Raw genomic sequence first — 20,848 nt, 5'->3', positions numbered from 1 at the left:
GGCGCCGGCGGCTCACCGTGGAGGGAGCGGAACTCCCGTCAGGCGGCCGTCTCGATCGGGACGGCCTTCCGGTGGGCTCGCCGCGCCAGGACGTAGTGCAGCCCGCCCGCGACCAGGGCGCCCGAGAGCCACGAGAAGTCGGTGTTCCCCAGCGTCCGCGCGATCGGGCCTTGCAGGGCGGGCACCGTGCCGAACTGCCACGCCCATGCCGCCAGCAGCCCGAGCGCCAGGCTGACGAGGGCCCGGACGTTCGCGCCGCCGTCCCGGTAGAGGGTGGACACGTCGATCCGGCCGCGCCGCAGGACGAAGAAGTCGACCAGGACGATCGCCGCCCACGGGCTGATCCACACCAGGATGGACGCCATCCAGTGGTCGAACGCCTGGGCGAAGCTGTCGGCGTGCATGAACACCACCAGCACCAGGGACGCCACCGTCCCGGCCACCAGCGTCACCTTCCACCGGGCGACCCGGATGCCGACCGACAGCGCGGCGAGCGAGCACGAGTACAGGTTCAGGATGTTGGTCGCCACGGGCCCGTGCATGATCAGCAGCAGGACGGGCACGGCCATGACCCCGAACGCGCCGGTCACGAGGCTGGAGGGGTCGCCGCCGTCGCCCGCGCTGGCCAGGCAGGCGCCGAGTGCGGCCAGCCACACGGTGGGGACGTACATCCCGAGCGCGGTGGACCAGAACACCGACCGGTCCGAGGCCTCGGGGCGGACGAAGCGGCTGTAGTCGGCGGAGTAGGGCAGCCAGCTGATGCCCCAGCCGATGCCGATGGCGGTGAGCAGCTGGGTCACCGCGGTGAACTTGTCGCCCGCGGTGGCGGCGGTGGAGGTCGTCCAGTGGAGGTCGGCCTGCCCGAGGGCCAGCCCGGTCATGACCACCATCACCAGCACCGTGGCGGGGACGGTGTACTTCTCGAACGTGCGGATCGCGTAGAACCCGTAGAGGGCCAGGAGGAGCTGGACGGCCATGATGAGCCCGGCCACCAGGTAGCGCAGCCCGGTACCGCCGTGCACCCCCGCCTGGGCGAGGATCTCGATCACCAGGTCCAGCACCACCCAGGTGTTGACGCCGACCCAGCCCATGGTCAGCAGCCCCTGCACCAGGCCGGGGACGAGGGCGCCGCGCCGGCCGAACGGCCCGCGCCCGAGCACCATCTGGTTGACGCCGGTGCGGTGGCCGATCACGTTGAACAGCCCGAAGACCGCGCAGCCCACCAGGTTGCCGAGGGTGACGACCACCAGGGTCTCCACCAGGCTCAGACCGAGCGTGACGCCCAGCGCCCCGAGCACCCAGTTGATCGGCGCGATGTTGGCACCGCACCAGATCCAGAACTGCTGCCACGGCGTGGAGTCGCGGGCCGAGGACGGAATGGGCTCGATTCCGTGTTCGTCGAAGCGGACCGGATCTTCCAAGCGAACCGGTTCGGCGGTCGGGCCTCGGTATGCGGATTCGTTGCTGGACATAGGTTCCTCCGTCCGTGACGTACAGCACACCAAAGCACTCGTGCCGTCCGGTCCAGAAGTAGAGAAACCTCTATCGTTCAACCTCGTTGATGGATAGATTTACAGGGTGTTCACGTTGGCGTCCCTGCTGGAAGACGAGTCGCTGGGCCTCAGGGTCCTGGTTCCGGGCCCTCCGGGGGCCCTGGAGGAGCCGGTCGCCTGGATCCACAACACCGAGCTGCCGGACCCCTCGGGCTACGTGCGGCGGCGCGAGCTGGTGCTGACCAACGGCCTGTGGGACGACCGGATCGCGGCCTCGGGGTTCGTCGCCAACGTCCGGCGGGCCCGGGCGGCCGGCATCGTCTTCGGCCTGCGCCCCGAACGGCCCGCCACCCCGGAGGACCTGGTCGCCGCCTGCCGCGACGCGGGCGTGCCCCTGCTGGAGATCGCGGCGGCGGTGCCGTTCACCGCGATCTCCGAGGCCGTCGCCACCCGCTACAGCGAGGAGCGCCAGGGCGCGCTGGTCGGCATGGTGCGCCGGGGGGACGCGCTGGCCACGGCGATCTCGCGGGGCGCGGGCGCGTCCGGCGTCCTGCGGGTGCTGCGCAGCGACCACGAGCTGCCGCTCGCGGTCGTCGACCGGATGGGCCGCCTGCTGGCCTCGGCGGGGACGGAGCTGGACGCCGCCCAGCTCCACGCGGTCGCCACGGGGCTGACCCGCCGTCCGCCGCCCCTGGAGCTCGACCTCGGCGCCGCCGGACGGGCCGCGCTGTACCTGGTCGGCGCGGTCGGCGACGTCGACGCGGCGCTGATCTGCCTGCGCCCGGTGAGCGAGCTGACGCGCGCCGAGCAGGACGCGCTGGACCAGGCGGCGCGCTTCCTCAGCCTGGAGGTCGCCAAGCAGCAGGCCGTGCAGGCGATCGAGCTGCGGTTCGCCAGCGAGCTGCTGGAGATGGTGCTGTCGGGCGGCAGCCGCGACGCCGAGGTCCCCGGCCGGCTGCGCGCGTTCGGCGTCGACCCCGAGGGGCCGCTCGCGGTGTGGACGACGGCGTTCGCGGGCGCGGAGGCCACCCTGCCCGGACTCGCGGAGGTGATCGGCGAGTTCTTCGTCGCCGCCGGCGTCCCGGTCGTCGTGGCGGCCGGGTCGCAGGACGTGGTGGCGGTCCTGTCGTGGCGGCACGGCGAGCGGGAGGCGGCGCCCCTCGCCGAGCGCCTCGCCGCCGCCGTGGGGGAGCGGTTCCCCGGCCACCGCGCCGTCGTGGGCCTCGGCGGGACCGCCCGGGGGCCGGCGGGGCTGCGCGAACCGCTCATCAGGTCGCGCGAGGTCTGCCGCACCCTGCGGCGGGGCGGCGCCGGGCCCGCCGTCCGGACCTTCGCCGAGCTCGGCCCCCACCGGCTCCTGCTCGGGACGCAGAACGCGGCCGCCCTGCGCACCCTGGCGGACGGCGTGCTCGCGCCGATTCGCGAGCACGACGCCCGGCGGGGCGGCGAGCTGGAGGCCACGCTGCGCGCGTTCCTGGACCACGACGGGCACTGGCAGGCCACCGCCGCCGCCCTGCGGGTGCACGTCAACACGCTCCGGAACCGGCTCGCCAAGATCGCCGAGCTGACCGGCCGCGACACCGCCCGCACCGCCGACCGCGTCGACCTGTTCCTGGCCCTGCAGGCCGCCGACATGGCCTGACCGGGCGCGACGCCGGCGCGGACGGTCAGCGCGGTGCGCGGGCGGTCAGTGCGGGTGGACGTCCGGTTCCACCCGCGGGGGGCGGTGGGAGCGCGGCCGGACGTCCGGATCGGCGAGCGCCGCCTCCGCCACGTCCCGGCAGCGCGCGAACGCCACGTCACCGCACTCCCGCGCGTACTCGATGAAACGGCGCAGGGCCAGCGCCCGGCCCGGGCGCCCGGACAGGAACGGGTGCACGCACAGGTTGAACAGGCACCGGTAGTGCCGCATGCCGTCCAGTTCCGCCCGCCACAGCTCCAGCACCTTGCCCGGCGACTCGATGACCGCCCCGATGTGCGGTTCGGGCAGGTAGGCGTACTGCTCCCAGTCGTCCAGCGACCAGTGCACCGGCAACTCGACGATCTCGCCCGCCGCGGTGGGCACCCGGTAGGGCCGGTCGTCGCCCATCAGGGACGAGTCGTAGCGCAGCCCGTGCTCGGCCACCAGCTCCGCCGTCGTCCAGGACGCCTCCCACAGCGCCGCCCGGTGCCCGGCGATCTCGATGCCCTGCCCGGCGAACACCTCCAGGGCGCGCTCGAAGTCCGCGCGCTCCTCCTCCGGGGACAGCGACGTGGGCGGACGGTGGGAGTAGGAGTGGTGCGCCACCTCGTGCCCGCGCTCGACGATGGAGGCGGCCAGCCCCGGACGCCGCTCGGCCACCCAGCCCGGCACGAAGAACGTCGCCGGGACCTCCATGTCGTCCAGCAGCTCCAGGATCCGGGGCAGCCCCACGTCCGGCCCGTAGGCCTGGTGGGACATCGTGCTCGCGTGCGCGGCGTACCGGCCGCCCTGGGCGAGGATCGGAGTCTCGGCGTCCACGTCGAAGCCCAGGGCGACCACCGCGGCGGCCCCGCCGTGCCAGCTTCCGGCCATGTCCCCGCCCCTCTCCTCGCCCTCCGCCGCCGGATCAGGCGTCCGCACCGGCCGCCAGCCGCCAGCGCCGGACGTTGTCCAGGGTGACCATCGGCGACAGCATCGCATGGTCGAAGGGCTCGAGCGCCCTGCCCTCGGCGAGGCGGCGCGGCAGGTCGGGGTTCGTCAGCGCGCCCCTGGCCACCGAGACCAGGTCGGCGTGGCCGTCCGCCAGGACCTGCGCCGACAGTTCCGCGTGGTGCATCCCGCCGTTGGCGATCACTGGCAGGCCGCTCACCCGGCGGGCCAGGCCGGTGACGGTGAGCCCCCGGTCCAGCTGCGCGGAGTCGAGCCAGTTCCGGCCCTCGCTCGCGACGTGCAGGTAGCTCGCGCCCGCCTCGGCCAGCGCGGTGAAGATCACCTCGGCGTCGTGGGCGCCGCCGGGCCAGCGGTAGCGGAAGTCGTTCACCTTGGTCTGCGACACCCGGACTCCGACGCACCAGTCCGGCCCCACCTCCGCGCGGATCGCCGCGACGACCTCCGCCGCCAGGCGCACCCGGGACGCGACCGGCCCGCCGTAGGAGTCCTCGCGCAGGTTGGTGTAGTCGGTGAGGAACTGGTCCAGCAGGTAGCCGTTGGCGGCGTGGACCTCCACCCCGTCGAATCCGGCGCGCTTGGCGTTCGCCGCCGAGGCGACGAAACCGTCCACGGCCTGCTTGATGTCGTCCAGGCTCATCTCCTTGGGGGCCGCCCAGGGGCCGTGCCCGCCGTACTCGGGCATCTTGACGCCCTGCGGCACCACCGCGGACGGCCCCGCGGTCTCGTCGCGGTAGGGATTCCCCTGCGACAGCGCGCCCGCGTGCATCAGCTGGGCCACGATGGAGCCCCCGGCCTCGTGCACATCGGCCGTGGCCTCTCGCCAAGCGGCCACGTGCCGCTCCGACACCAGGCCCGGCTGGTTGAGGTAGCCCTGGCTGTAAACGGTGTCGGTGTAGATCCCCTCGGTGATCGCCAGGCCGAAGCCTCCGCGCGCGAACTCGGCGTAGTACTCGGCCATCTCGGGCGTCGGCGTGCCGTCCGGCGCGGCCGAGACCCGCGTCATCGGCGCCACCACCAGGCGGTTGGACGTGTGCAGCCCGCCGACTCGTCCCGGCTCCAGCGCCGGATGCGCGACCGTCACGGTCATCTTCGCTCTCCTTCTCGTTTCATCGGACCGGTTCGGGGCCGGTCCGTCTCACAGGACGTCGATCGCCATCGGGGTCGGGCCGTCGCCGTTGATCCCGGCCAGGTCCTGCGGGCACGCCGACACGACGACGACGCAGTCCATGACCGCCTCGAAGGTGATCGCGTCCCCGGGCCGGCTCTCGGCGGCCAGCCACCGCAGCCGTCCGGACGCCTCCACCGGGATCCGCATGAACACGTTGACCGGCTGCGGGACGATGGCGGTCGACAGCCCCATCTCCGCCAGCGCCGATTCCAGGTTCCGCGCGCACGAGGCGTGCCCCGGCGCCCCGAGCCCCTCGTACCGGGCGGGGTCGCACGCGGCGATCAGCATGTCGTGCGAGCCGGGGGAGGTGTCGCCCGCCAGGGTCAGGATCGGCCTGCGCCGGTCAGTGACGAACGACTCACCCACCTTGGGGAACAGCCGGCTCGTCACGCTGCGGGTGTGCGCGGCGCTCAGATGCTCGCGCGGGTCGTCCGCGGCGAACGCGAACAGGTCGCCGACCTGGCCGCCCTCCACGTCCACCACGCGCACCCGCCGCCCGGCGGCCACCCGCACCGCCCGGCCTTCTCCGGCGGGCACCATCGTCCGTCCCATCGTCACCATGCCGGACAGCACACCACCGACCGGACCGCCCATGCCATAGAGCTTCATCCAGACATACGCCGAGACGATAGACCTTCCTCTATGGCGGACTGGTCCGAGCGGGTGGGGATTCGGCCCGCGCCTCGAGCGCGCCCGCTACGCGCCGTGCGGGCCGGACCGATGGCGGCCATGTGCTCTCGATCACCGTCGGTAACCGGCAGACCTGGTTACCGGTCAGTCGCTTCCTGGTCCCCGGGCCCGCTCGCCGAGCGCGGCCCGGATCGAGCCAAAGCGCCGCCCCGTTCCAGATGATCAAGGCGCTTAGTCCATTTCCCACTGGTATGGGCGATACTCTTCCCGCAGCGTTCATGCGTGATGCGGGGCAGAGAGGGACACGGCAGTTGAGTAAGGGAACAGGTGAGGCACATCTCCCGGAGATGCTGCGCTCCCGGCGGGATGTCATTCTTGACCGGTGGGTCAACATGGTCGTCGCGGGGGTGCGCGGCCGGATCACGGAGAGTGAGCTGAGGGCCGAGCTCTCCGAGCTGTACGGGTTGATCGAGAGGGCGACCGGTGGAGAGAAGGAGGCGGCCGCGGAACTCCGGGCCGCGCTGACCGAGATCTCCCGCACCCGCGCCCGGCAGGGGTTCAGTCCCAGCGAGACCGCGGTGAGCGTGTTCTCGATCAAGCAGGCGGTCCTGGAGCAGGTCGGCGCCCTCGGCGACGTGGCGGCGTACGCCGAGTTCGCGGCGTTCTCCTCCGAGATCGACGATCTGGGGCTGCTGACCTTCGAGACCTACGCCGCCGCGCGCGAGCAGGTCATCGCCGACCAGACCGAGCAGCTGCTCGAACTGTCCACGCCCGTGGTGAAGCTGTGGGAGGGGATCCTCGGGGTCCCGCTGGTGGGCACGCTCGACTCCGCCCGCACGCAGGTGGTGATGGAGACCCTGCTGGAGCGCCTGGTCGAGACGGGCTCCCAGTTCGCGGTGATCGATATCACCGGCGTCCCGGCCGTGGACACCGAGGTGGCCCAGCACCTGCTGAAGACCGTGATGGCGGCCAGGCTGATGGGCACCGACTGCGTGATCTCCGGCATCCGCCCGCAGATCGCCCAGACCATCGTGGCGCTCGGGATCGAGTTCGGCGACATCCCGACGAAGGCCTCCCTGGCCGACGCCCTGGAGTGGGCGCTGGAGCGCAGCGGCACCCGGGTCGTCGCGGGGGCGGGGGACTGATGGAGCGCGTGCCGATTCTGAAGATCGGCCAGGTTCTGCTGGTGTCGATCCAGGTCGACCTGCAGGACCAGACGGTCCTGGCGCTCCAGGAGGATCTGGCCGACCGGATCGTCAAGACGGGCGCGCGCGGTGTGATCATCGACATCACCGCGGTGGACATCGTCGACTCGTTCATCGGCAGGATGTTCGCCACCATCGCCTCGATGTCGCGGCTGATGGACGCCGAGACGGTCGTGGTGGGCATGCGGCCCGCGGTGGCGATCACCCTGGTCGAGCTGGGGCTGTCGCTGGGCGGCGTCCGCACCGCCCTGGACCTGGAGAAGGGCATGCGGCTGCTCGGCGCGCCGCTGCCGGCCATCGGGCCCGGCGCCGTGGACAACCCGTGACGACTCCGGCGGGTGACTCCGTCCCCATCACCTCCAACGACGACGTGGTCCGGGTGCGGCAGCTCGTGCGGGCCGCGGCGGCGTCGGCGGGGATGTCGCTGGTCGACCAGACCAAGATCGTCACCGCGGCCAGCGAGCTGGCCCGCAACACCTTCGTGCACGGCGGAGGCGGCTCCGCGCGCGTGGAGTCCGTCGTCAACGCACGGGGACGCGCCGGCGTGCGGCTGGTGTTCACCGACTCGGGCGGCGGAATCCCCGACGTGGCGCAGGCCCTGACAGAGGGCTGGACGAGCGGAGGCGGTCTCGGCCTGGGCCTGCCGGGCGCGCGGCGCCTCGCGGACGAGTTCGAACTGGAGACAGAGGTCGGGAAGGGCACCACGGTGACGGTGACCAAGTGGATCCGCTGACCTGCACCGGATGGATGACCAGCCCGCCGCCCGGTGACGCGGTATGGCTGCGGGCCGAGGAGCCCAGCGCGGCGGCCGGCGCGCGGCGCCACGCCGCCCGCCTGGCCCAACGGCTCGGCTTCGCGGGGGAGCGCCTCGGGCAGATCCAGCTCGCGGTGACCGAGGCGGCCACCAACCTGGCCAAGCACGCCGTGCAGGGGGAGATGCTCGTTCGGATCGTCCGGACGGGGGAGGAGGCCGCGCTGGAGCTCGTGTGCCTGGACAGGGGCCCCGGCATCACCGATGTCCGCGCCTCCCGCCTGGACGGCCATTCCACGTCGGGCACGCTCGGCCTGGGGCTCGGCTCGATCGAGCGGCTCGCCGACCGCACCGGCATGCATTCGCTTCCGGGCGCCGGCACCGTCCTGTACGCCGGGTTCTCGCCGCCCGCCGGCAAGGAGGCCCCCGCGGCGCCGGCCCAGCCCTTCGCCGGGCTGACCCGGCCGATCGACGGGGAGGAGGAGTGCGGCGACGCCTACGCCGCGCGGCTGGAAGGCGGAACGGTCTACGCGATGGTCTGCGACGGCCTCGGGCACGGGCCGATGGCGGCCCGGGCCGGCCGGGAGGCCGTCACGGCGATGCGCGAGGCCGTGCTGCCGGCGCGTCCCCTCGATCTTCTGCGCCAGGTGCACCAGCGGCTCGCGGCGACCCGGGGCGGCGCGGTCGCGGTGGCGGCCGTGGACCCGGCGGCGGGCGCGGTGCGGTTCGCCGGTCTGGGCAACATCGCCGGGTGGATCGTCGGTCACGACCGCCGGCAGGGCATGATCTCGGTGCCGGGCATCGCCGGCGCGAAGTCCCGGACGCTGCGCGAGCACGCCTACACGCTGCCGGAGGGCGCCGCCGTGGTGCTGCACTCCGACGGGCTCACCGACAAGTGGGACGCCGCCGGCCGTCCCGGGCCCTCCCGCGAGCCGCTGCTCATCGCCGCGGACCTGCTGCGCTCCGCCGGGGTGCGGCACGACGACCGCTGCGTGCTCGCCGTGACCACCGCCGGACGGAGGTGAGCCGATGCCGGAGGAACTGCTGCGCATGCGGGTGGCCGACGACGAGGGGGTCTTCGCCCTCCGCCAGGCGGGCCGGCAGGTCGCCGCGGCGGTCCGGCTGGACGTCCAGGACCAGGTGCGGGTCGCCACCGCGCTCAGCGAGGTCGGCCGGGAGCTGGTGGCCCACTCGGGCAGCGTCGCGGTGGTCTTCTGCCTCGACGTGGGTCCGGTGCCGCGGCTGCTGATCGACCTGGAGTACGCGCCCGCGCGCGGCGACCGCCGTCCGATGGAGGGCGACGCCGCGGCCGCGCGCCTCATGGACCTGGTCGAGGAGACGGGGCTGGAGGCGAAGCGGACCGTCCGCCTCGCCAAGGACCTGCCCGCCGACGCCGTCGCGGTGGCGGGAGCGACGCTGGTCGACCTGCGCGCCCGGCTGGGGCGCCTCCAGCCCGCCACCGCCTTGGAGGAACTGCGGACCCAGAACGCCGAGCTGGTCGAGGCGCTGGAGGACGTCCGGCGGCAGAGCGAGGAGCTCCGCGCGCTCAACACCGAACTGGAGGAGACCAACCAGGGCGTGATGGCGCTCTACAACGAACTCTCCACCGAGTTGGAGGAGACCAACCGGGGGGTGGTGGCGCTGTACGCCGAACTGGAGGAGAAGTCCGACCAGCTCCGCGAGGCCGGCGAGGCCAAGAACCGCTTCTGGGCCAACATCAGCCACGAGCTGCGCACGCCCGTCAACGGCGTCATCGGGCTCGCCCGGCTGCTCCTCGACCCCGCGGCCGAACCCCTCACCGAGGAGCAGCGGCACCAGGTCTCGCTGATCGCCGGCGCCAGCGAGACCCTGCTCGCCCTGGTGAACGAGCTGCTGGACATGGCCAAGGCCGAAAAGGGCCTGCTGGCGCCGCGCCGCACCTTCGTCGAGGTCTCCTCGATGCTGCGGCAGCTGGCGGACCTGATGACGCCCATGGCCGAGCAGTCGGGGGTGCGGCTCCGGGTGGACGCCGCCGAGGCGGACGCCCTCACCCTGGTCACCGACGAGGTGATGCTGACCCGGATCCTGCGCAACCTGGTGGCCAACGGGCTGAAGTTCACCGACGAGGGCGAGGTGCGCCTGACGACCCGGCGCGCACCCGGCCACCTGGAGTTCGTCGTCGCCGACACCGGGATCGGCATCCCGCCCGGCGAGCAGGAGCGCGTCTTCGAGGAGTTCTACCAGGTTCCGGGCGGCAAGCCGGGAGGAACGGGGCTCGGGCTGACCTACTCCCGCCGCCTCGCCCACGCCCTCGGCGGCGATCTGACGCTGGAGAGCGAGGTCGGCGCGGGCACGACCGTGACGCTGCGCCTCCCCCCGTACCTCAGCCTGGCCGAGCTCCGCCTCGCGCACGTGCTCGTCGCCGACGGGGACGACACCGCGCGCCGGGTGCTGCGGGACATGATCGGCGACGCCGCCGAACGCGTCAGCGAGGCCGGCGACCCGCGGACCGTCCAGGACCTGGCGGCCTCCTCCGACCCGCCCGAGCTGATCCTGCTCGGTCCCGGCATCTCCGCCGCCGACGCGGTCGGCGGGCCCGGCGGGCCGCCGCCCGGGACCGCCGTCGTGCAGATCGCCCCGTCGGACGCGGCCGCCGCGGACGGGAGGCGGCCCGAGCGCGTCGACGCCGTCCTCGACCAGGCCCAGCTCGCACCGGTCATGCTCGCCGATGCGGTGGCGCGCGCCCGGGCCGGCCGAACGGCGCGGACGCCATGACCGACGTGATACCGACCGTGACCACCCTGGTCGTCGACGACAACGAGACCAAGCGCTACATCATCGGCAGCTGGCTGCGCCGCGCCGGGCACACCGTCGTGGAGGCCGCCTCCGCCGCCCAGTGCTGGGAACGGCTCGCCGAGCACCAGATCGAGCTGGTCGTCCTGGACATCCATCTGCCCGACGCGAACGGCATGGAGGTCTGCGAGCAGATCAAGGCCGCCCCCGCGACGGCGTCAGTGCCCGTCGTCCACATCTCCGCCACGGCAGTCGAGGCCACCGACCGAACCCACGGCCTTCGGCGCGGCGCCGACGCCTACATGACCGACCCCATCGACCCGGGCGAGTTCATCGCCACCGTCGAGGCGGTCCTGCGCTACTACCGGGCCCGGCGCCGCGCCGAGCGGATCGCCGAACGGATGGCGGCCTTCACCAGCACCTCGCTGGCCATCAACGCCGCCCAGACCTTCGACGGGCTCGCGGCGGTGGCGGCGCGCGGCGCGTTCGACATCTTCTCGGCGCCCGCGGCGGTCTACATCCTCCCCCCGGACGGCCATGTGAGGAGGACCGTCCAGCTGGGCGGCGAGCCGTGGAACCGGCCCTGCCCTCCCGATGTGCCCGCGCGGCTCGCCGCGGCGACCGGCCTCGGCGACGACACCGGCACCCGCATCGCGGCCGTGCCGGAGGCGCGCTGGCGAGAGCTGCTGCCCGACAGCGAGCCCAGTGACGACGTCCTGCTGGTGACCTCGCGGGCCAAGCGCGGTCGCCCCGCGATCGGGGTGGCGATCGAGGCCGGCGGCGCGTCCGACGAGGACGCCACCCAGCTCCTGCGCCAGCTGGGCCAGGCGGTCGCCCTGGCGATGGAGGCGCTGCGCTCCTACACCGAGGAGCACATGATCTCCCTGACGCTCCAGCGCAGCCTGCTGCCCGCCGTCCACCCCGCCATGCCCGGCTGGGCGTTCAGCGTCCGCTACGAGCCGGCCAGCGACCAGGCCGAGGTGGGCGGCGACTTCTACGAGGTCATCGACCGCGGCGAGGACGTCCTGGTGGCCATCGGCGACGTGCAGGGGCACTCCCTGCACGCGGCCACCGTCATGGCGGAGCTCCGGCACGCGATGCGCGCGTTCGCCGCGGAGGGCCACGGCATCACCGACATCCTCAAGCTGCTCAACAACGTGATGCAGCGCTACCACGACGACCAGACCGCCACGATGTGCCTGATGTCGCTGGACCCGCGCACGGGACGGCTCCAGGTCGCCAACGCGGGGCACCTGCCGCCCCTCCACATCGCCGGGGGGCGGGCCGAGTACGGCGGCCGGGGCGGCCTGCTGCTCGGCTTCCCCGCCGAGCGGCTCGGCCTCGAGGAGACGAGCGTCCCGCCGGGCGGCACCGTCGTGCTCATCACCGACGGGCTGGTCGAGGACCGCACCGTCCCCCTGGCCGCCAACCTCGAACGCCTCCGTGTCCTCGCCACCGACGTGGACGACGACCTGGAGGCCTACAGCGACCGCATCATCACCGAGTTCGGCCACCGCGAGGACGACGTCGCCCTCATCGTCCTGCGCCGCGACCCCTGAGTCAGGGGAGAGTGTTCTCGCAGATCCGGCCGTCCTTGACGATCGCGCCCTGCGACAGGACGATCGCCGAATGCCTGCCGAGCAGTGCCGAGCTCGTGGAACGCGAAGCCGGGCCGGGGCCCGCACCCGTATACGCCGGTGATTGACCCAATGCGTCAACTCCGTTGAGGCAGTCGATCGAGGCGAAATGCTTTGGGCGGGCCGGGACCGTCACTCCGCAGGTGCGGACGATGTTGATCAGTTCAAAAGGCGACCGGAACGGAAGAAAATCGATAAAAACATGTGCTTGAGGGGAGGACGTGGGCGCTGTTAGCTTCACCCGGTGGACCACATGCGTGCACAGGCGGAGGCGATCGAGGACTTCGCGGCGGTTCTGCGAGAACTGCGGGAATCGGTTGGCAACCCGCCTTTCCGGGAGATGTCCGGAAGGTCGGGGGCGATCTCGCACACGACGTTGCACGAGGCCACGAAGGGCAACCGGCTTCCGAGCTGGGGGACCACCGTCGAGTTCGTCAAGGCGTGCGGCGGGGATCCGGCCGCGTACCGGGAACGCTGGGAAAGGGCGAACCAGGCGGTCAGGTCGGCGAACGCCGAGAGGCCCGCGTCCGACGCGCTCGAAGCCGCCGCCCCGAGAACGGTGGAGGCCCAGGCCCTGCACCTCTCCCTTGAGCCGCCGGGGGCCTCGGAGACCGACGAGACCTCGGCGGCCCGGTCCGCCGCGCCATTGCCCGGGCGTGTCGCGGGAGAAGTGCAGGCCATCTTCCCGGCTCCGAAACGCCGGGGACGATTCCGGCTGAGCAGCCCGGGCGCGGTGGCGCTGGCGGCGGCGGTCATCGGTACGTGGGCCGTGGTCCTCATCGTGGTCGACCACGACTCCGGCAAGGACGGCATGGAGGAGTACGGGAACCGGGCGAAGAACGCGCTCACTCCGGCCGACTGCCCGGTGCAGCCGACCAACCCGGCACCGGCCTCGCCGAGGCACAAGGGCGACGCCGCCAGTTTCGTCGCGGACATCACGCTGCCCGACTGCACGCGCGTCGGCGCCGGCCAGAACGTCACCAAGGTCTGGCGCCTCAAGAACACCGGAACGGTCCCATGGGACGGTTACTCGCTGCGCCGCCTCGATCTCCCGCAGAAGGCCGACAACTGCCAGACCATCTCCGAAGTGCCGATCGCCGACACGGAACCAGGTCGCACGGTCGACGTCCGCGCCGAGATCACCACGCCGCGGAAGCCGGGCTTATGTTACGTGCGGTTCAAGATGGTGGACGGTGAGGGAAGGGTCGCGTTCCCCGGAAGCCGTCCGGTCAACTTCCAGGTCATCGTCGAAGGGCCGTAGCCCCCGCCGCGAGGGGCACGGCGGGGGCCGGTCGAACGGTCGAGGGATCAGGAGAGCGCGATCCCGCTGTAGTAGGCGTTGAGGATCCTGGAGTAGCTCCAGCCGGCCTCGGCCTTGTCGCGGGAGCCGTACTGCGACATCCAGTCCCCGGTGACCCAGCCGCCGCACGCCGTCGTCGTGGAGCAGTAGTGGGCCTCAAGGATCTTCCCGCCGCGGGTCATGCGGGTGCCCCACGTCGCGTCCACCGCGGCGCTCGTCGAGGCCTGGGCCGAGCCGGGCTTGTAGACCTGGCTCGACGTGGTGTCGTAGACGTCGAAGCACTGGCCGCCCGATGTCTTGCGGGTCGAGTGCAGCGCCCAGTACCAGCCGTAGCTCTTGACGGCCATCGCGCCGGCCTTCAGGGACTCCGCGGGCCAGCTCGGCACCCACTCGTTGGGCAGGACGTCCTTGACGTAGCTCTTGAACGTCACCCGGTCCACCCGGCCGAGCGACACCCGGTACACCAGGATCGTCGATGGGAGCGCGCTGTCGGTGCCGTCGGTCTTGCAGCCGGTCGGCGGCGTCGAGCTCAGGAACTGGTGGGAGGCGTTCTGGTTCTTGAGGGTGGCGTTCAGGTTGCCCTTGGCGCCGGCCGCGAAGTCTTGGTAGCTGCCGCCGTAGTTGCTGTTGTAGTAGACGCGGACGGTCTTGCCGCTGTTGTTCCAGACGGAGGCGGCGTTGTTCTTGACGCACAGGCCTTTGCCGTTGCCGTCGCCCTTGAAGTCGTAGCAGGAGGGCTGTGTGGTGCCGTAGTCGGCGATCGATCCGGTGAAGTCGGAGATCGAGCCCTGGTTGTCGCTGTTGTAGTAGTAGCAGAACTCGCCGCTGTCGCACTTGCCGTCGCGGGCGGCGGCCGAGGCGGGGGAGGCGGGGACGAGAGCGGTCCCGCCGAGCGCCATCGCGGCGGTCGTCGCGGTGAGCCGCGAGGTCAGCCGCGCGCATGATTTCGACACAGTCGTCTTCCCCTCTGGTGGAGGCCGCTGCGCTCTATCGGACGTTGTAGCCCTGGGAGTTCCAGAACGTGGTCGGGTTCGGGTTGTCCAGGGTCGGGTCGTTGACGCTCTTGGCCGCGTGCGTCTGCTGCCCGAGACGCATCTCGACGTGGGTGTGGGCGCCCGAGCTGGACGACACCCCGTGCCACGACTCGTCGGCGATGACCTGGCCGCGGCTGATCGACTGCCCCACGCTCAGCGAGGACCGCGGAGCGGAGTGCAGGTAGATCACCGTCTTGTCGAGCGAGGCGTTGTAGACGGAGATCGTGGAGAGCCCCGAACTGCCGGTGGCCCCGCGCGCGATGTAGATGATCTTACCGGCCACCAGGGCGTGGACGTCGGAGCCGATGCCGCGGGCGATGTCGATGCCCTCGTGCCGGCCGGGCGTGGTGGTGTAGCCGTCGAAGCCGCAGGTGATGCTCCCGCCGCTCGCCGCGTACAGCCCGTACGACATGTTCGTGCGCGTCGACGGCGAGAACTCGTGGGAGGCGTTCTGGTTCTTGAGGGTGGCGTTCAGGTTGCCCTTGGCGCCGGCCGCGAAGTCTTGGTAGCTGCCGCCGTAGTTGCTGTTGTAGTAGACGCGGACGGTCTTGCCGCTGTTGTTCCAGACGGAGGCGGCGTTGTTCTTGACGCACAGGCCTTTGCCGTTGCCGTCGCCCTTGAAGTCGTAGCAGGAGGGCTGTGTGGTGCCGTAGTCGGCGATCGATCCGGTGAAGTCGGAGATCGAGCCCTGGTTGTCGCTGTTGTAGTAGTAGCAGAACTCGCCGCTGTCGCACTTGCCGTCGCGGGCCGCCGCCGCGGCGGGCAAGACGTAGACGGACGCCACCCCGCCGAGCGCGACCGCGCCGGTCGCCGTTGCGGTGAGGGCCTTGGTGAGCTTCTTCATGCCGTTCTCTCCTTCGGTTCTCTTTTCCGTTCTCGTTGGCTGTCTGTTGTCGGTGGGTTCTGTTGTCGGTAGGTACGGACGTCGGTAGGTACGGACGGGTCAGCTGCGCTGGTACTCCTCCCAGGTGCGGATGGTCACCTTCGGGCCGTCGTCGGGGCCGCGGCCGGAGAGGCCGTCCAGGCCGAGGTAGTAGTCGCCGGTCTGGTGCTGGGCCTGGCTAGAGAGGTCGGTGTCGCTGATGGCGGCGGCGTGGATGTGCCACGGCCAGTCGCCCTGCGCGGGGCTGCGCACCCATGCGGCGAAGCCGACACGGCGCAGCGCGCGGGCGACCGCGGTGCGGGTGGCGGAGTCCATCCCCTTCACCGAGACGTCCACGACGCCCCCGCCGTCGTGGGTGCCCGCGGAGGTGGGGTCGCCGCCGGGGTTGTAGGAGCCCTGGTCCAGCACGAGATCGCGGCCGAGCAGCCGTTCCGCCTCGGCCAGCATGTTCCGCGTCCGGGTGTTGATGACCGCCCCGTCGGCGGAGACGCGCGCACCCGGTTCGATGACGTCGGCGACGGTGAAGCGTCCGGTTCCGAGCTGGGCGAGCGACGTCTTGCCCGGCAGCCCGTTGGCGGCGAGCCCGGTGTAGCCGAGCGACTTCTGGTACTTCGCGTAGGCGGCGACCGTGGTGGTGCCGAAGTAGCCGTCCACCCACGTGGCGTCGAGCAGGTTCCGGTCGCGCAGTGCCTGCTCGACCAGGAGCACGCTGGCCTTGGCTCCCGGGGTGAGCGTGTCGTCCGCCCGCCGCGGGTCGATCTGGGCGGCCTTGACGGTGGCCTCCATGTTCACGCTCGGCAGGGCCTGGATGCCGGGCGCCGAGCCGCCGGCCGCGCGGGCCGCCGGTGTCTGGGCCGTTCCGGTGAACGAGGTGAGCAGGGTCGCCGTCACGACGGCGGCGGCGTACGAAGGCAGCTTCATCGGGTCTCCTGGTAGGGGACTGGGCGCAGAGCCCGCGGCGGATTCCACGGTCACCCGACTGCTCACGTGTGCACAAGAAGATCGTTGTTGTCAGCCTGTCCGCCAGGAGATTCCGTACAGACAGCGACACGATCTGACAGACGGGACACCCGGACCGGAAGGCCTCGCCGGGCGCCGGGCGTCAGGAAACGGAGATCGTTCCAGGGACGGCGATCGCGGGAAGGATGCGATGCATGACGCGGACTGTGACTCTGCCCGGCGGCGGCGCGCTGCCGATGATCGGTTTTGGGACCTGGCAGCTGCGGCCCAAGGCGGCGTACGCGTCGGTGCGGGATGCGCTCGAGATCGGCTACCGGCATGTCGACACCGCGACGCTGTACCGCAACGAGGCGGACGTAGGCCGGGCCCTGAAGGACAGCGGCGTGGACCGGGAGGAGGTCTTCGTCACCACCAAGCTGCGCCCGCAGGACGCCCGGGACGCCCGCCGCACCCTGGAGTCGAGCCTCCGCCTGCTCGACACCGGCTACGTGGACCTCTGGCTGATCCACTGGCCGACCGGCCGGGACGAGCTCGTCCCGACCTGGCGGGCGCTGCTGGAGGCCCAGGACGCGGGACTGGTCCGCCATGCCGGGGTGAGCAACCACAGCCCGGCGCTGATCGACCGGCTCACGGAGGCCACCGGGCGACGGCCGGCGGTCAACCAGATCTCGTGGAGCCCGGCGGAGCACGACCCGGCGCTGCTGGACGAGCACCGGCGCCGGGGGATCGTCGTCGAGGGCTACAGCGGTCTGAAGAACACCGACCTGCGCGACCCCGTCCTCACCGAGATCGCAGGGCGGCACGGAGTCACGCCCGCCCAGGTCGTCCTCCGCTGGCATCTGGAGCACGACATCGTGATCCTGCCGAGGTCGTCGCGCCGGGAGCACATCGCCGCCAACTTCGACGTCGAAGGCTTCGCCCTCACGGACGAGGACGTCGCCGCCGTCGACGCCCTCGCCCGAGACGCCTGACCGGCCCGCCCCATGCGAGCGGGGACGGGCCGGGAGGGACCGGAGGCCCCGGTCAGCGGGGGTTGCCGGCGCGCCACGCGACGTAGTCGGCGACCGCCTTGGCGACGTCGAACTCCGGCGTGAACCCCGTGTCGCCGGTGAGCCGGCCGATGTCGAGGTAGGGGTCCTCGCCGGGGCCGTTGCGCCTGCCGGGCAGGAGGTCGAGCCGCAGGCCGGGCGTGATCGCCTCCAGGGCGTCGGCGAACTCGCGGTTGGTGAACGGACGCCCGCTGGAGACGTTGTACGTGTCGTGCCCCAGCGTCTCCGCGGTCATCAGGAGGGCGATCGCCCGCCCGGCGTCCGGCGCGTAGCAGCAGTCGCCGCCGTCCTCGGCGTTCAGCGACGGCGGCCGCTCACCGCGCAGCACCGCGCTGATGTACGGCGGGACGTGGAAGAACGGGGATTCCGGGTCGACGAGCGGTCCCCAGATCGTCCCGATCCGGAGGACGACCGGCTGGACGCCGCTGCCCTGGAGGGCGTGCGTGGTCAGCGGCTCCACGGCCTTCTTGAAGGCGATGATCAGGTGCGGCAGGTCCGCCGTGGGGAGCGCGAGCTCCTCCCGCCAGGGGATCTCCGGGCGGCCGATGTACGCGCCGAGGCTGCTCGCGACGGCGAACCTGCGGACGCCCCAGGAGCGGGCGGCGTCCAGCGCGTTGAGCAGGCCGGACATGTCCGTGCGGAAGTAGTCGACGGGGTCCTCGCCCGGGACGCTGCCGGCGAGGTGCACGATGTCGCCGATGTCGTGGCGGTCGCCGAGGGAGAGGAAGGCGTCCCGGTCGGTGACGTCGAGGCGTTCCACCGTGACCCGCCCGGCGAGGAAGGACGGGACCTCGCTCCGGCGGTGCGAGGTGACGACGACGTCGTGCCCGAGGTCGGCGAGCGCGCGGGCGGTGTGGGCGCCGATCATGCCCAGCCCGCCGGTGACGAGGATCATCGGACCACCTCGTAGCGCAGGTGGGTCACGCCGGGCGCCGGGACGGCCTCCAGCAGCCGGAGGTCCACGTGCTTCGGGAACTCGCGGAAGAAGCCGTGGCCGCCGCCGAGCAGGACGGGCACCTGGTGGAGGATCAGCTCGTCGACCAGGCCCGCCTCCAGCGCGGAGGTCAGCACCCCTCCGCCCATGAGGGCGACGTCCTTGTCCCCGGCGGCCTCGCGCGCCGCGGCGACCGCCTCCTCGATCCCGCCGGTGACGAGGGTCTGCCGCTCGCCGATCCCGGGAACGGCCCGGTGGCTGAGGACGAAGAGCGGCGCCGTCGGGTGGGGGCCGCCGCCGCCCCAGCGCCCCGAGTGCTCCCAGGTAACGCGCCCCGCCACCACCGCTCCCACGCGTGCCGCGGCGGCGTCGAAGACGCGGGCGCTCTCTTCGCTCAGCTTGAACCCGTCGAACTCCCGGCTCGGGGTGTCGCCGTCGAAGTACCAGTCGAAGAGCGCCCCGGCGTCGCCGAGTCCGCGTCCGAGCTCCTCTTCTCCGTCGGGCGTGCGGCCGCTGATGTAGCCGTCCACCGAGACGGCATGGGCGCTGACGACCCTGCTCATGTGTCTCCTTCGTTGATCATCGGATGGTCCGTCCGGCCGAGGCCGCTCAGCGCTCGGCCCGGTCGTAGAGGAGGCAGATCGCGCCGCTCTCGGTGACCCGGCTGGAGGCCAGCGTCCACGACGCGGACGGGCCGTCGGGGAACAGCCGGGCGCCGCCGCCGACGAGTTCGGGGCACAGGGTGATGCTCAGCCGGTCCACCTCCCCCGCCTGGAGGAGGCCGCGGATGACGCTCGCGCTGGCCAGCACGATGATGTCGCCGCCCTCCTGCTCGCGGAGCCGCTTGACCGCCGTCACGGGGTCGGTGTCGGCGATGCGCGCGTTGTCCCAGGCGGCCTCCTTGAGGGTGGTGGAGAAGACGACCTTCTCGACCGCGTTGAGCCAGCGGGAGAACTCCCGGTCCCTGGGGTCGGCGCTCTCGTCGTCGGCGACGGCGGGCCAGAACCCGGCGAACCCCTCGAAGTTCTTGCGGCCGAGCAGGGCGGTGGTGGCGGCGCCGGTGACGGCCACCATGTGGTCGCGGGACGCGGGCGCCATGGCGTGCGGGACGATCCAGCTCATGTCGTACTCGCCGCCGGAGCCGTTGACGCGGCCGTCCAGGGAGAGCGTGATGTTGGCGGTGACGGTGCGGCGGGCGCTCTGTCCGGTCATCGGACGGTTCCTTTTCGGTCGTGGGTGATACCCCCTCACAGTGGCGGCACCGATGGCAGGCTGTCGTCGTCAGAGTTGGTGACATCCGGTCCGGGCTGGGAGGGGGCGATGACCGGTTCCGTCGTCAGCCCCGTCCTGGTGGGACGGGACGACGAGATCGCCGTCCTGCGGGCGGCCTACGAGGGTTCCCGGGCCGGGAGCCCTGCGACGCTCCTGGTCTCGGGTGAGGCGGGCATCGGCAAGTCGCGGCTGGTCGCGACGGCGGTGGGGGAGCTGCCCGGCGACCCGCTGGTGCTGTCCGGGGGATGCCTGGAACTCGGCTCGGAGGGCGCCCCGTACGTTCCGTTCGTCGCCGTCCTGCGCGATCTGGTGCGCCGCCTCGGCCGCGACCGGGTGGCGGCTCTGCTCCCGCCGGGCGGGGCCGCGCTCGGCGACCTGCTCCCGGATCTCGGCCCGGCGCCCGCGCGGTACGGCCCGGCCAGGCTGCTGGAGGAGATGCTGGCGCTGCTGGGCCGGGCGGCGCAGACGCGGCCCGTCGTCGTGCTGGTCGAGGACCTCCACTGGGCGGACGCGTCGAGCCGCGAGCTGTTCGCCTACCTGGCCCGCAACCTGGCGGGCGTCGCGGTGCTGCTGGTCGGCACCGTCCGCACCGGCGAGCTGGCCGCCCGGCATCCGAACCGGCGGACGCTGGCCGAGCTGGGCCGCAGCGGCGCGGTGTCGCGCGTCGACCTCGGCCCGCTGGAGCACCGGCACGTCGCCGCGCTGCTGGCGGCCGCGGACGGGCGGCCGCCCGACCCGGCGCGCAGCGTCCGGATCCACCGGCGCAGCGGCGGGAACCCGCTGTTCGTCGAGGCTCTGAGCACCGCGGGCGAGAGGCCGCCGGGCGACCTGCGGACGCTCCTGCTCGCCCGGGTCACCGACCTGCCGGACCCGGCCCGCGAGGCGCTGGAGGCCATGGCCGTGGCGGGCGCCGAACTGGACGACGACCTCGTGAGCGCGGTCGCCGGCGGGCCCGGCCGCGAGCTCGGGCGGGCCCTCGGCGACCTGACCGAACGGGACCTGGTGGTGGCCCGGGAGAACGGGTACGCGATCCGCCACGACCTCATCCGGGAGGCGGTCTACGACGCGCTGCCGCCGCCCCGCCGGCGGCGCATGCACGCCCGGTACGCCGCCGCGCTCGCCGACCGC

20 protein-coding genes are annotated in these 20,848 nt (G+C 72.5%); 10 read left to right on the top strand and 10 right to left on the bottom strand.

Annotated elements, in window-relative coordinates; translation table 11 throughout:
• Nucleotides 1-38 precede the first annotated feature (38 nt).
• Nucleotides 39-1,421: a cytosine permease gene (locus tag AB0K37_RS29870; RefSeq protein ID WP_363986646.1), complete on the bottom strand. Its 1,383-nt coding sequence runs from the start codon at nucleotides 1,419-1,421 to the stop codon at nucleotides 39-41.
• Between the two features lie 157 nt (nucleotides 1,422-1,578).
• Between AB0K37_RS29870 and AB0K37_RS29865 the strand changes: the two genes are divergently transcribed.
• Entirely contained in the window at nucleotides 1,579-3,135 is a 1,557-nt protein-coding gene (locus AB0K37_RS29865) for a helix-turn-helix domain-containing protein (RefSeq protein WP_363986644.1), read from the top strand.
• Nucleotides 3,136-3,180: 45 nt separating this feature from the next.
• Here AB0K37_RS29865 and AB0K37_RS29860 read toward each other — a convergent pair whose 3' ends face one another.
• From AB0K37_RS29860 to AB0K37_RS29850, 3 genes are read right to left on the bottom strand one after another with little or no spacing between them, the layout of a single operon-like run.
• Nucleotides 3,181-4,047 (bottom strand): polysaccharide deacetylase, encoded by an 867-nt coding sequence (locus tag AB0K37_RS29860; protein WP_363986642.1) that lies wholly within the window; start codon nucleotides 4,045-4,047, stop codon nucleotides 3,181-3,183.
• A gap of 34 nt (nucleotides 4,048-4,081) precedes the next feature.
• Nucleotides 4,082-5,212, bottom strand: coding sequence for an NADH:flavin oxidoreductase (locus tag AB0K37_RS29855; protein WP_363986641.1), 1,131 nt, complete (start codon nucleotides 5,210-5,212; stop codon nucleotides 4,082-4,084).
• Between the two features lie 48 nt (nucleotides 5,213-5,260).
• Nucleotides 5,261-5,887: an urea carboxylase-associated family protein gene (locus AB0K37_RS29850; protein ID WP_363986639.1), complete on the bottom strand. Its 627-nt coding sequence runs from the start codon at nucleotides 5,885-5,887 to the stop codon at nucleotides 5,261-5,263.
• 254 nt (nucleotides 5,888-6,141) lie between these two features.
• On the opposite strand from AB0K37_RS29850, the gene AB0K37_RS29845 reads away from it, so the two are divergent.
• The 7 genes from AB0K37_RS29845 (at nucleotide 6,142) to AB0K37_RS29815 (ending at nucleotide 13,549) form a co-directional block, all read left to right on the top strand.
• Nucleotides 6,142-7,068 (top strand): STAS domain-containing protein, encoded by a 927-nt coding sequence (locus AB0K37_RS29845; protein WP_363986637.1) that lies wholly within the window; start codon nucleotides 6,142-6,144, stop codon nucleotides 7,066-7,068.
• Complete coding sequence (locus AB0K37_RS29840; protein ID WP_363986635.1) at nucleotides 7,068-7,454, top strand: STAS domain-containing protein; 387 nt, start codon at nucleotides 7,068-7,070, stop codon at nucleotides 7,452-7,454. The genes AB0K37_RS29845 and AB0K37_RS29840 overlap by 1 nt, the downstream gene beginning before the upstream one ends.
• Nucleotides 7,451-7,861 (top strand): anti-sigma regulatory factor, encoded by a 411-nt coding sequence (locus AB0K37_RS29835; RefSeq protein ID WP_363986633.1) that lies wholly within the window; start codon nucleotides 7,451-7,453, stop codon nucleotides 7,859-7,861. The genes AB0K37_RS29840 and AB0K37_RS29835 overlap by 4 nt, the downstream gene beginning before the upstream one ends.
• The gene (locus AB0K37_RS29830; protein WP_363986631.1) at nucleotides 7,849-8,904 is read left to right on the top strand and encodes an ATP-binding protein; all 1,056 of its coding nucleotides are present in this window, start codon (nucleotides 7,849-7,851) and stop codon (nucleotides 8,902-8,904) included. The genes AB0K37_RS29835 and AB0K37_RS29830 overlap by 13 nt, the downstream gene beginning before the upstream one ends.
• Before the next feature lie 4 nt (nucleotides 8,905-8,908).
• Nucleotides 8,909-10,633 (top strand): ATP-binding protein, encoded by a 1,725-nt coding sequence (locus AB0K37_RS29825; RefSeq protein ID WP_363986629.1) that lies wholly within the window; start codon nucleotides 8,909-8,911, stop codon nucleotides 10,631-10,633.
• A complete protein-coding gene (locus tag AB0K37_RS29820) occupies nucleotides 10,630-12,210 on the top strand; it encodes a fused response regulator/phosphatase (RefSeq protein ID WP_363986627.1) in 1,581 nt (526 codons plus the stop codon). The genes AB0K37_RS29825 and AB0K37_RS29820 overlap by 4 nt, the downstream gene beginning before the upstream one ends.
• Before the next feature lie 331 nt (nucleotides 12,211-12,541).
• Nucleotides 12,542-13,549, top strand: a complete 1,008-nt coding sequence (locus AB0K37_RS29815; RefSeq protein WP_363986626.1) for an NBR1-Ig-like domain-containing protein — start codon at nucleotides 12,542-12,544, stop codon at nucleotides 13,547-13,549.
• 47 nt (nucleotides 13,550-13,596) lie between these two features.
• Here the strand turns inward: AB0K37_RS29815 and AB0K37_RS29810 are convergent, their stop codons facing one another.
• The 3 genes from AB0K37_RS29810 to AB0K37_RS29800 form a co-directional block, all read right to left on the bottom strand.
• Nucleotides 13,597-14,541, bottom strand: a complete 945-nt coding sequence (locus AB0K37_RS29810) for a SpoIID/LytB domain-containing protein (protein WP_363986624.1) — start codon at nucleotides 14,539-14,541, stop codon at nucleotides 13,597-13,599.
• 34 nt (nucleotides 14,542-14,575) lie between these two features.
• Nucleotides 14,576-15,466 (bottom strand): peptidase inhibitor family I36 protein, encoded by an 891-nt coding sequence (locus AB0K37_RS29805; protein WP_363986622.1) that lies wholly within the window; start codon nucleotides 15,464-15,466, stop codon nucleotides 14,576-14,578.
• A gap of 99 nt (nucleotides 15,467-15,565) precedes the next feature.
• Nucleotides 15,566-16,426: a peptidoglycan-binding protein gene (locus AB0K37_RS29800; RefSeq protein ID WP_363986620.1), complete on the bottom strand. Its 861-nt coding sequence runs from the start codon at nucleotides 16,424-16,426 to the stop codon at nucleotides 15,566-15,568.
• A gap of 233 nt (nucleotides 16,427-16,659) precedes the next feature.
• On the opposite strand from AB0K37_RS29800, the gene AB0K37_RS29795 reads away from it, so the two are divergent.
• A complete protein-coding gene (locus AB0K37_RS29795) occupies nucleotides 16,660-17,436 on the top strand; it encodes an aldo/keto reductase (RefSeq protein WP_363986618.1) in 777 nt (258 codons plus the stop codon).
• Nucleotides 17,437-17,488: 52 nt separating this feature from the next.
• Here the strand turns inward: AB0K37_RS29795 and AB0K37_RS29790 are convergent, their stop codons facing one another.
• From AB0K37_RS29790 to AB0K37_RS29780, 3 genes are read right to left on the bottom strand one after another with little or no spacing between them, the layout of a single operon-like run.
• Nucleotides 17,489-18,409, bottom strand: a complete 921-nt coding sequence (locus AB0K37_RS29790; protein ID WP_363986616.1) for an NAD(P)-dependent oxidoreductase — start codon at nucleotides 18,407-18,409, stop codon at nucleotides 17,489-17,491.
• Nucleotides 18,406-19,011, bottom strand: a complete 606-nt coding sequence (locus AB0K37_RS29785) for a dihydrofolate reductase family protein (protein WP_363986615.1) — start codon at nucleotides 19,009-19,011, stop codon at nucleotides 18,406-18,408. Before AB0K37_RS29785 ends, AB0K37_RS29790 begins: the two co-directional genes overlap by 4 nt.
• A 46-nt stretch (nucleotides 19,012-19,057) precedes the next feature.
• On the bottom strand, nucleotides 19,058-19,660 hold the full coding sequence (locus AB0K37_RS29780) for a dihydrofolate reductase family protein (RefSeq protein WP_363986613.1): 603 nt from the start codon (nucleotides 19,658-19,660) through the stop codon (nucleotides 19,058-19,060).
• Nucleotides 19,661-19,768: 108 nt separating this feature from the next.
• Here AB0K37_RS29780 and AB0K37_RS29775 point away from each other — a divergent pair.
• A partial coding sequence (locus tag AB0K37_RS29775; RefSeq protein WP_363986611.1) for an AAA family ATPase occupies nucleotides 19,769-20,848 on the top strand: 1,080 nt, incomplete at its 3' end.

Origin of the sequence: Actinomadura sp. NPDC049753 (genome assembly GCF_040674655.1) — a bacterium.
Taxonomy (GTDB): Bacteria; Actinomycetota; Actinomycetes; order Streptosporangiales; family Streptosporangiaceae; genus Spirillospora; species Spirillospora verrucosospora.
Note: the sequence above shows the minus strand (reverse complement) of the source record. Positions and strands in the feature narration are given on the sequence as shown.

What these genes read in the sequence shown, in the direction of transcription:
- AB0K37_RS29860 (WP_363986642.1), bottom strand. Translation starts at nt 4,047, where the DNA reads ATGGCCGGAAGCTGGCACGGCGGGGCCGCCGCGGTGGTCGCCCTGGGC.
- AB0K37_RS29855 (WP_363986641.1), bottom strand. Translation starts at nt 5,212, where the DNA reads ATGACCGTGACGGTCGCGCATCCGGCGCTGGAGCCGGGACGAGTCGGC.
- AB0K37_RS29850 (WP_363986639.1), bottom strand. Translation starts at nt 5,887, where the DNA reads ATGGGCGGTCCGGTCGGTGGTGTGCTGTCCGGCATGGTGACGATGGGA.
- AB0K37_RS29845 (WP_363986637.1), top strand. Translation starts at nt 6,142, where the DNA reads ATGATCAAGGCGCTTAGTCCATTTCCCACTGGTATGGGCGATACTCTT.
- AB0K37_RS29840 (WP_363986635.1), top strand. Translation starts at nt 7,068, where the DNA reads ATGGAGCGCGTGCCGATTCTGAAGATCGGCCAGGTTCTGCTGGTGTCG.
- AB0K37_RS29825 (WP_363986629.1), top strand. Translation starts at nt 8,909, where the DNA reads ATGCCGGAGGAACTGCTGCGCATGCGGGTGGCCGACGACGAGGGGGTC.
- AB0K37_RS29820 (WP_363986627.1), top strand. Translation starts at nt 10,630, where the DNA reads ATGACCGACGTGATACCGACCGTGACCACCCTGGTCGTCGACGACAAC.
- AB0K37_RS29815 (WP_363986626.1), top strand. Translation starts at nt 12,542, where the DNA reads ATGCGTGCACAGGCGGAGGCGATCGAGGACTTCGCGGCGGTTCTGCGA.
- AB0K37_RS29805 (WP_363986622.1), bottom strand. Translation starts at nt 15,466, where the DNA reads ATGAAGAAGCTCACCAAGGCCCTCACCGCAACGGCGACCGGCGCGGTC.
- AB0K37_RS29800 (WP_363986620.1), bottom strand. Translation starts at nt 16,426, where the DNA reads ATGAAGCTGCCTTCGTACGCCGCCGCCGTCGTGACGGCGACCCTGCTC.
- AB0K37_RS29795 (WP_363986618.1), top strand. Translation starts at nt 16,660, where the DNA reads ATGACGCGGACTGTGACTCTGCCCGGCGGCGGCGCGCTGCCGATGATC.
- AB0K37_RS29790 (WP_363986616.1), bottom strand. Translation starts at nt 18,409, where the DNA reads ATGATCCTCGTCACCGGCGGGCTGGGCATGATCGGCGCCCACACCGCC.
- AB0K37_RS29785 (WP_363986615.1), bottom strand. Translation starts at nt 19,011, where the DNA reads ATGAGCAGGGTCGTCAGCGCCCATGCCGTCTCGGTGGACGGCTACATC.
- AB0K37_RS29780 (WP_363986613.1), bottom strand. Translation starts at nt 19,660, where the DNA reads ATGACCGGACAGAGCGCCCGCCGCACCGTCACCGCCAACATCACGCTC.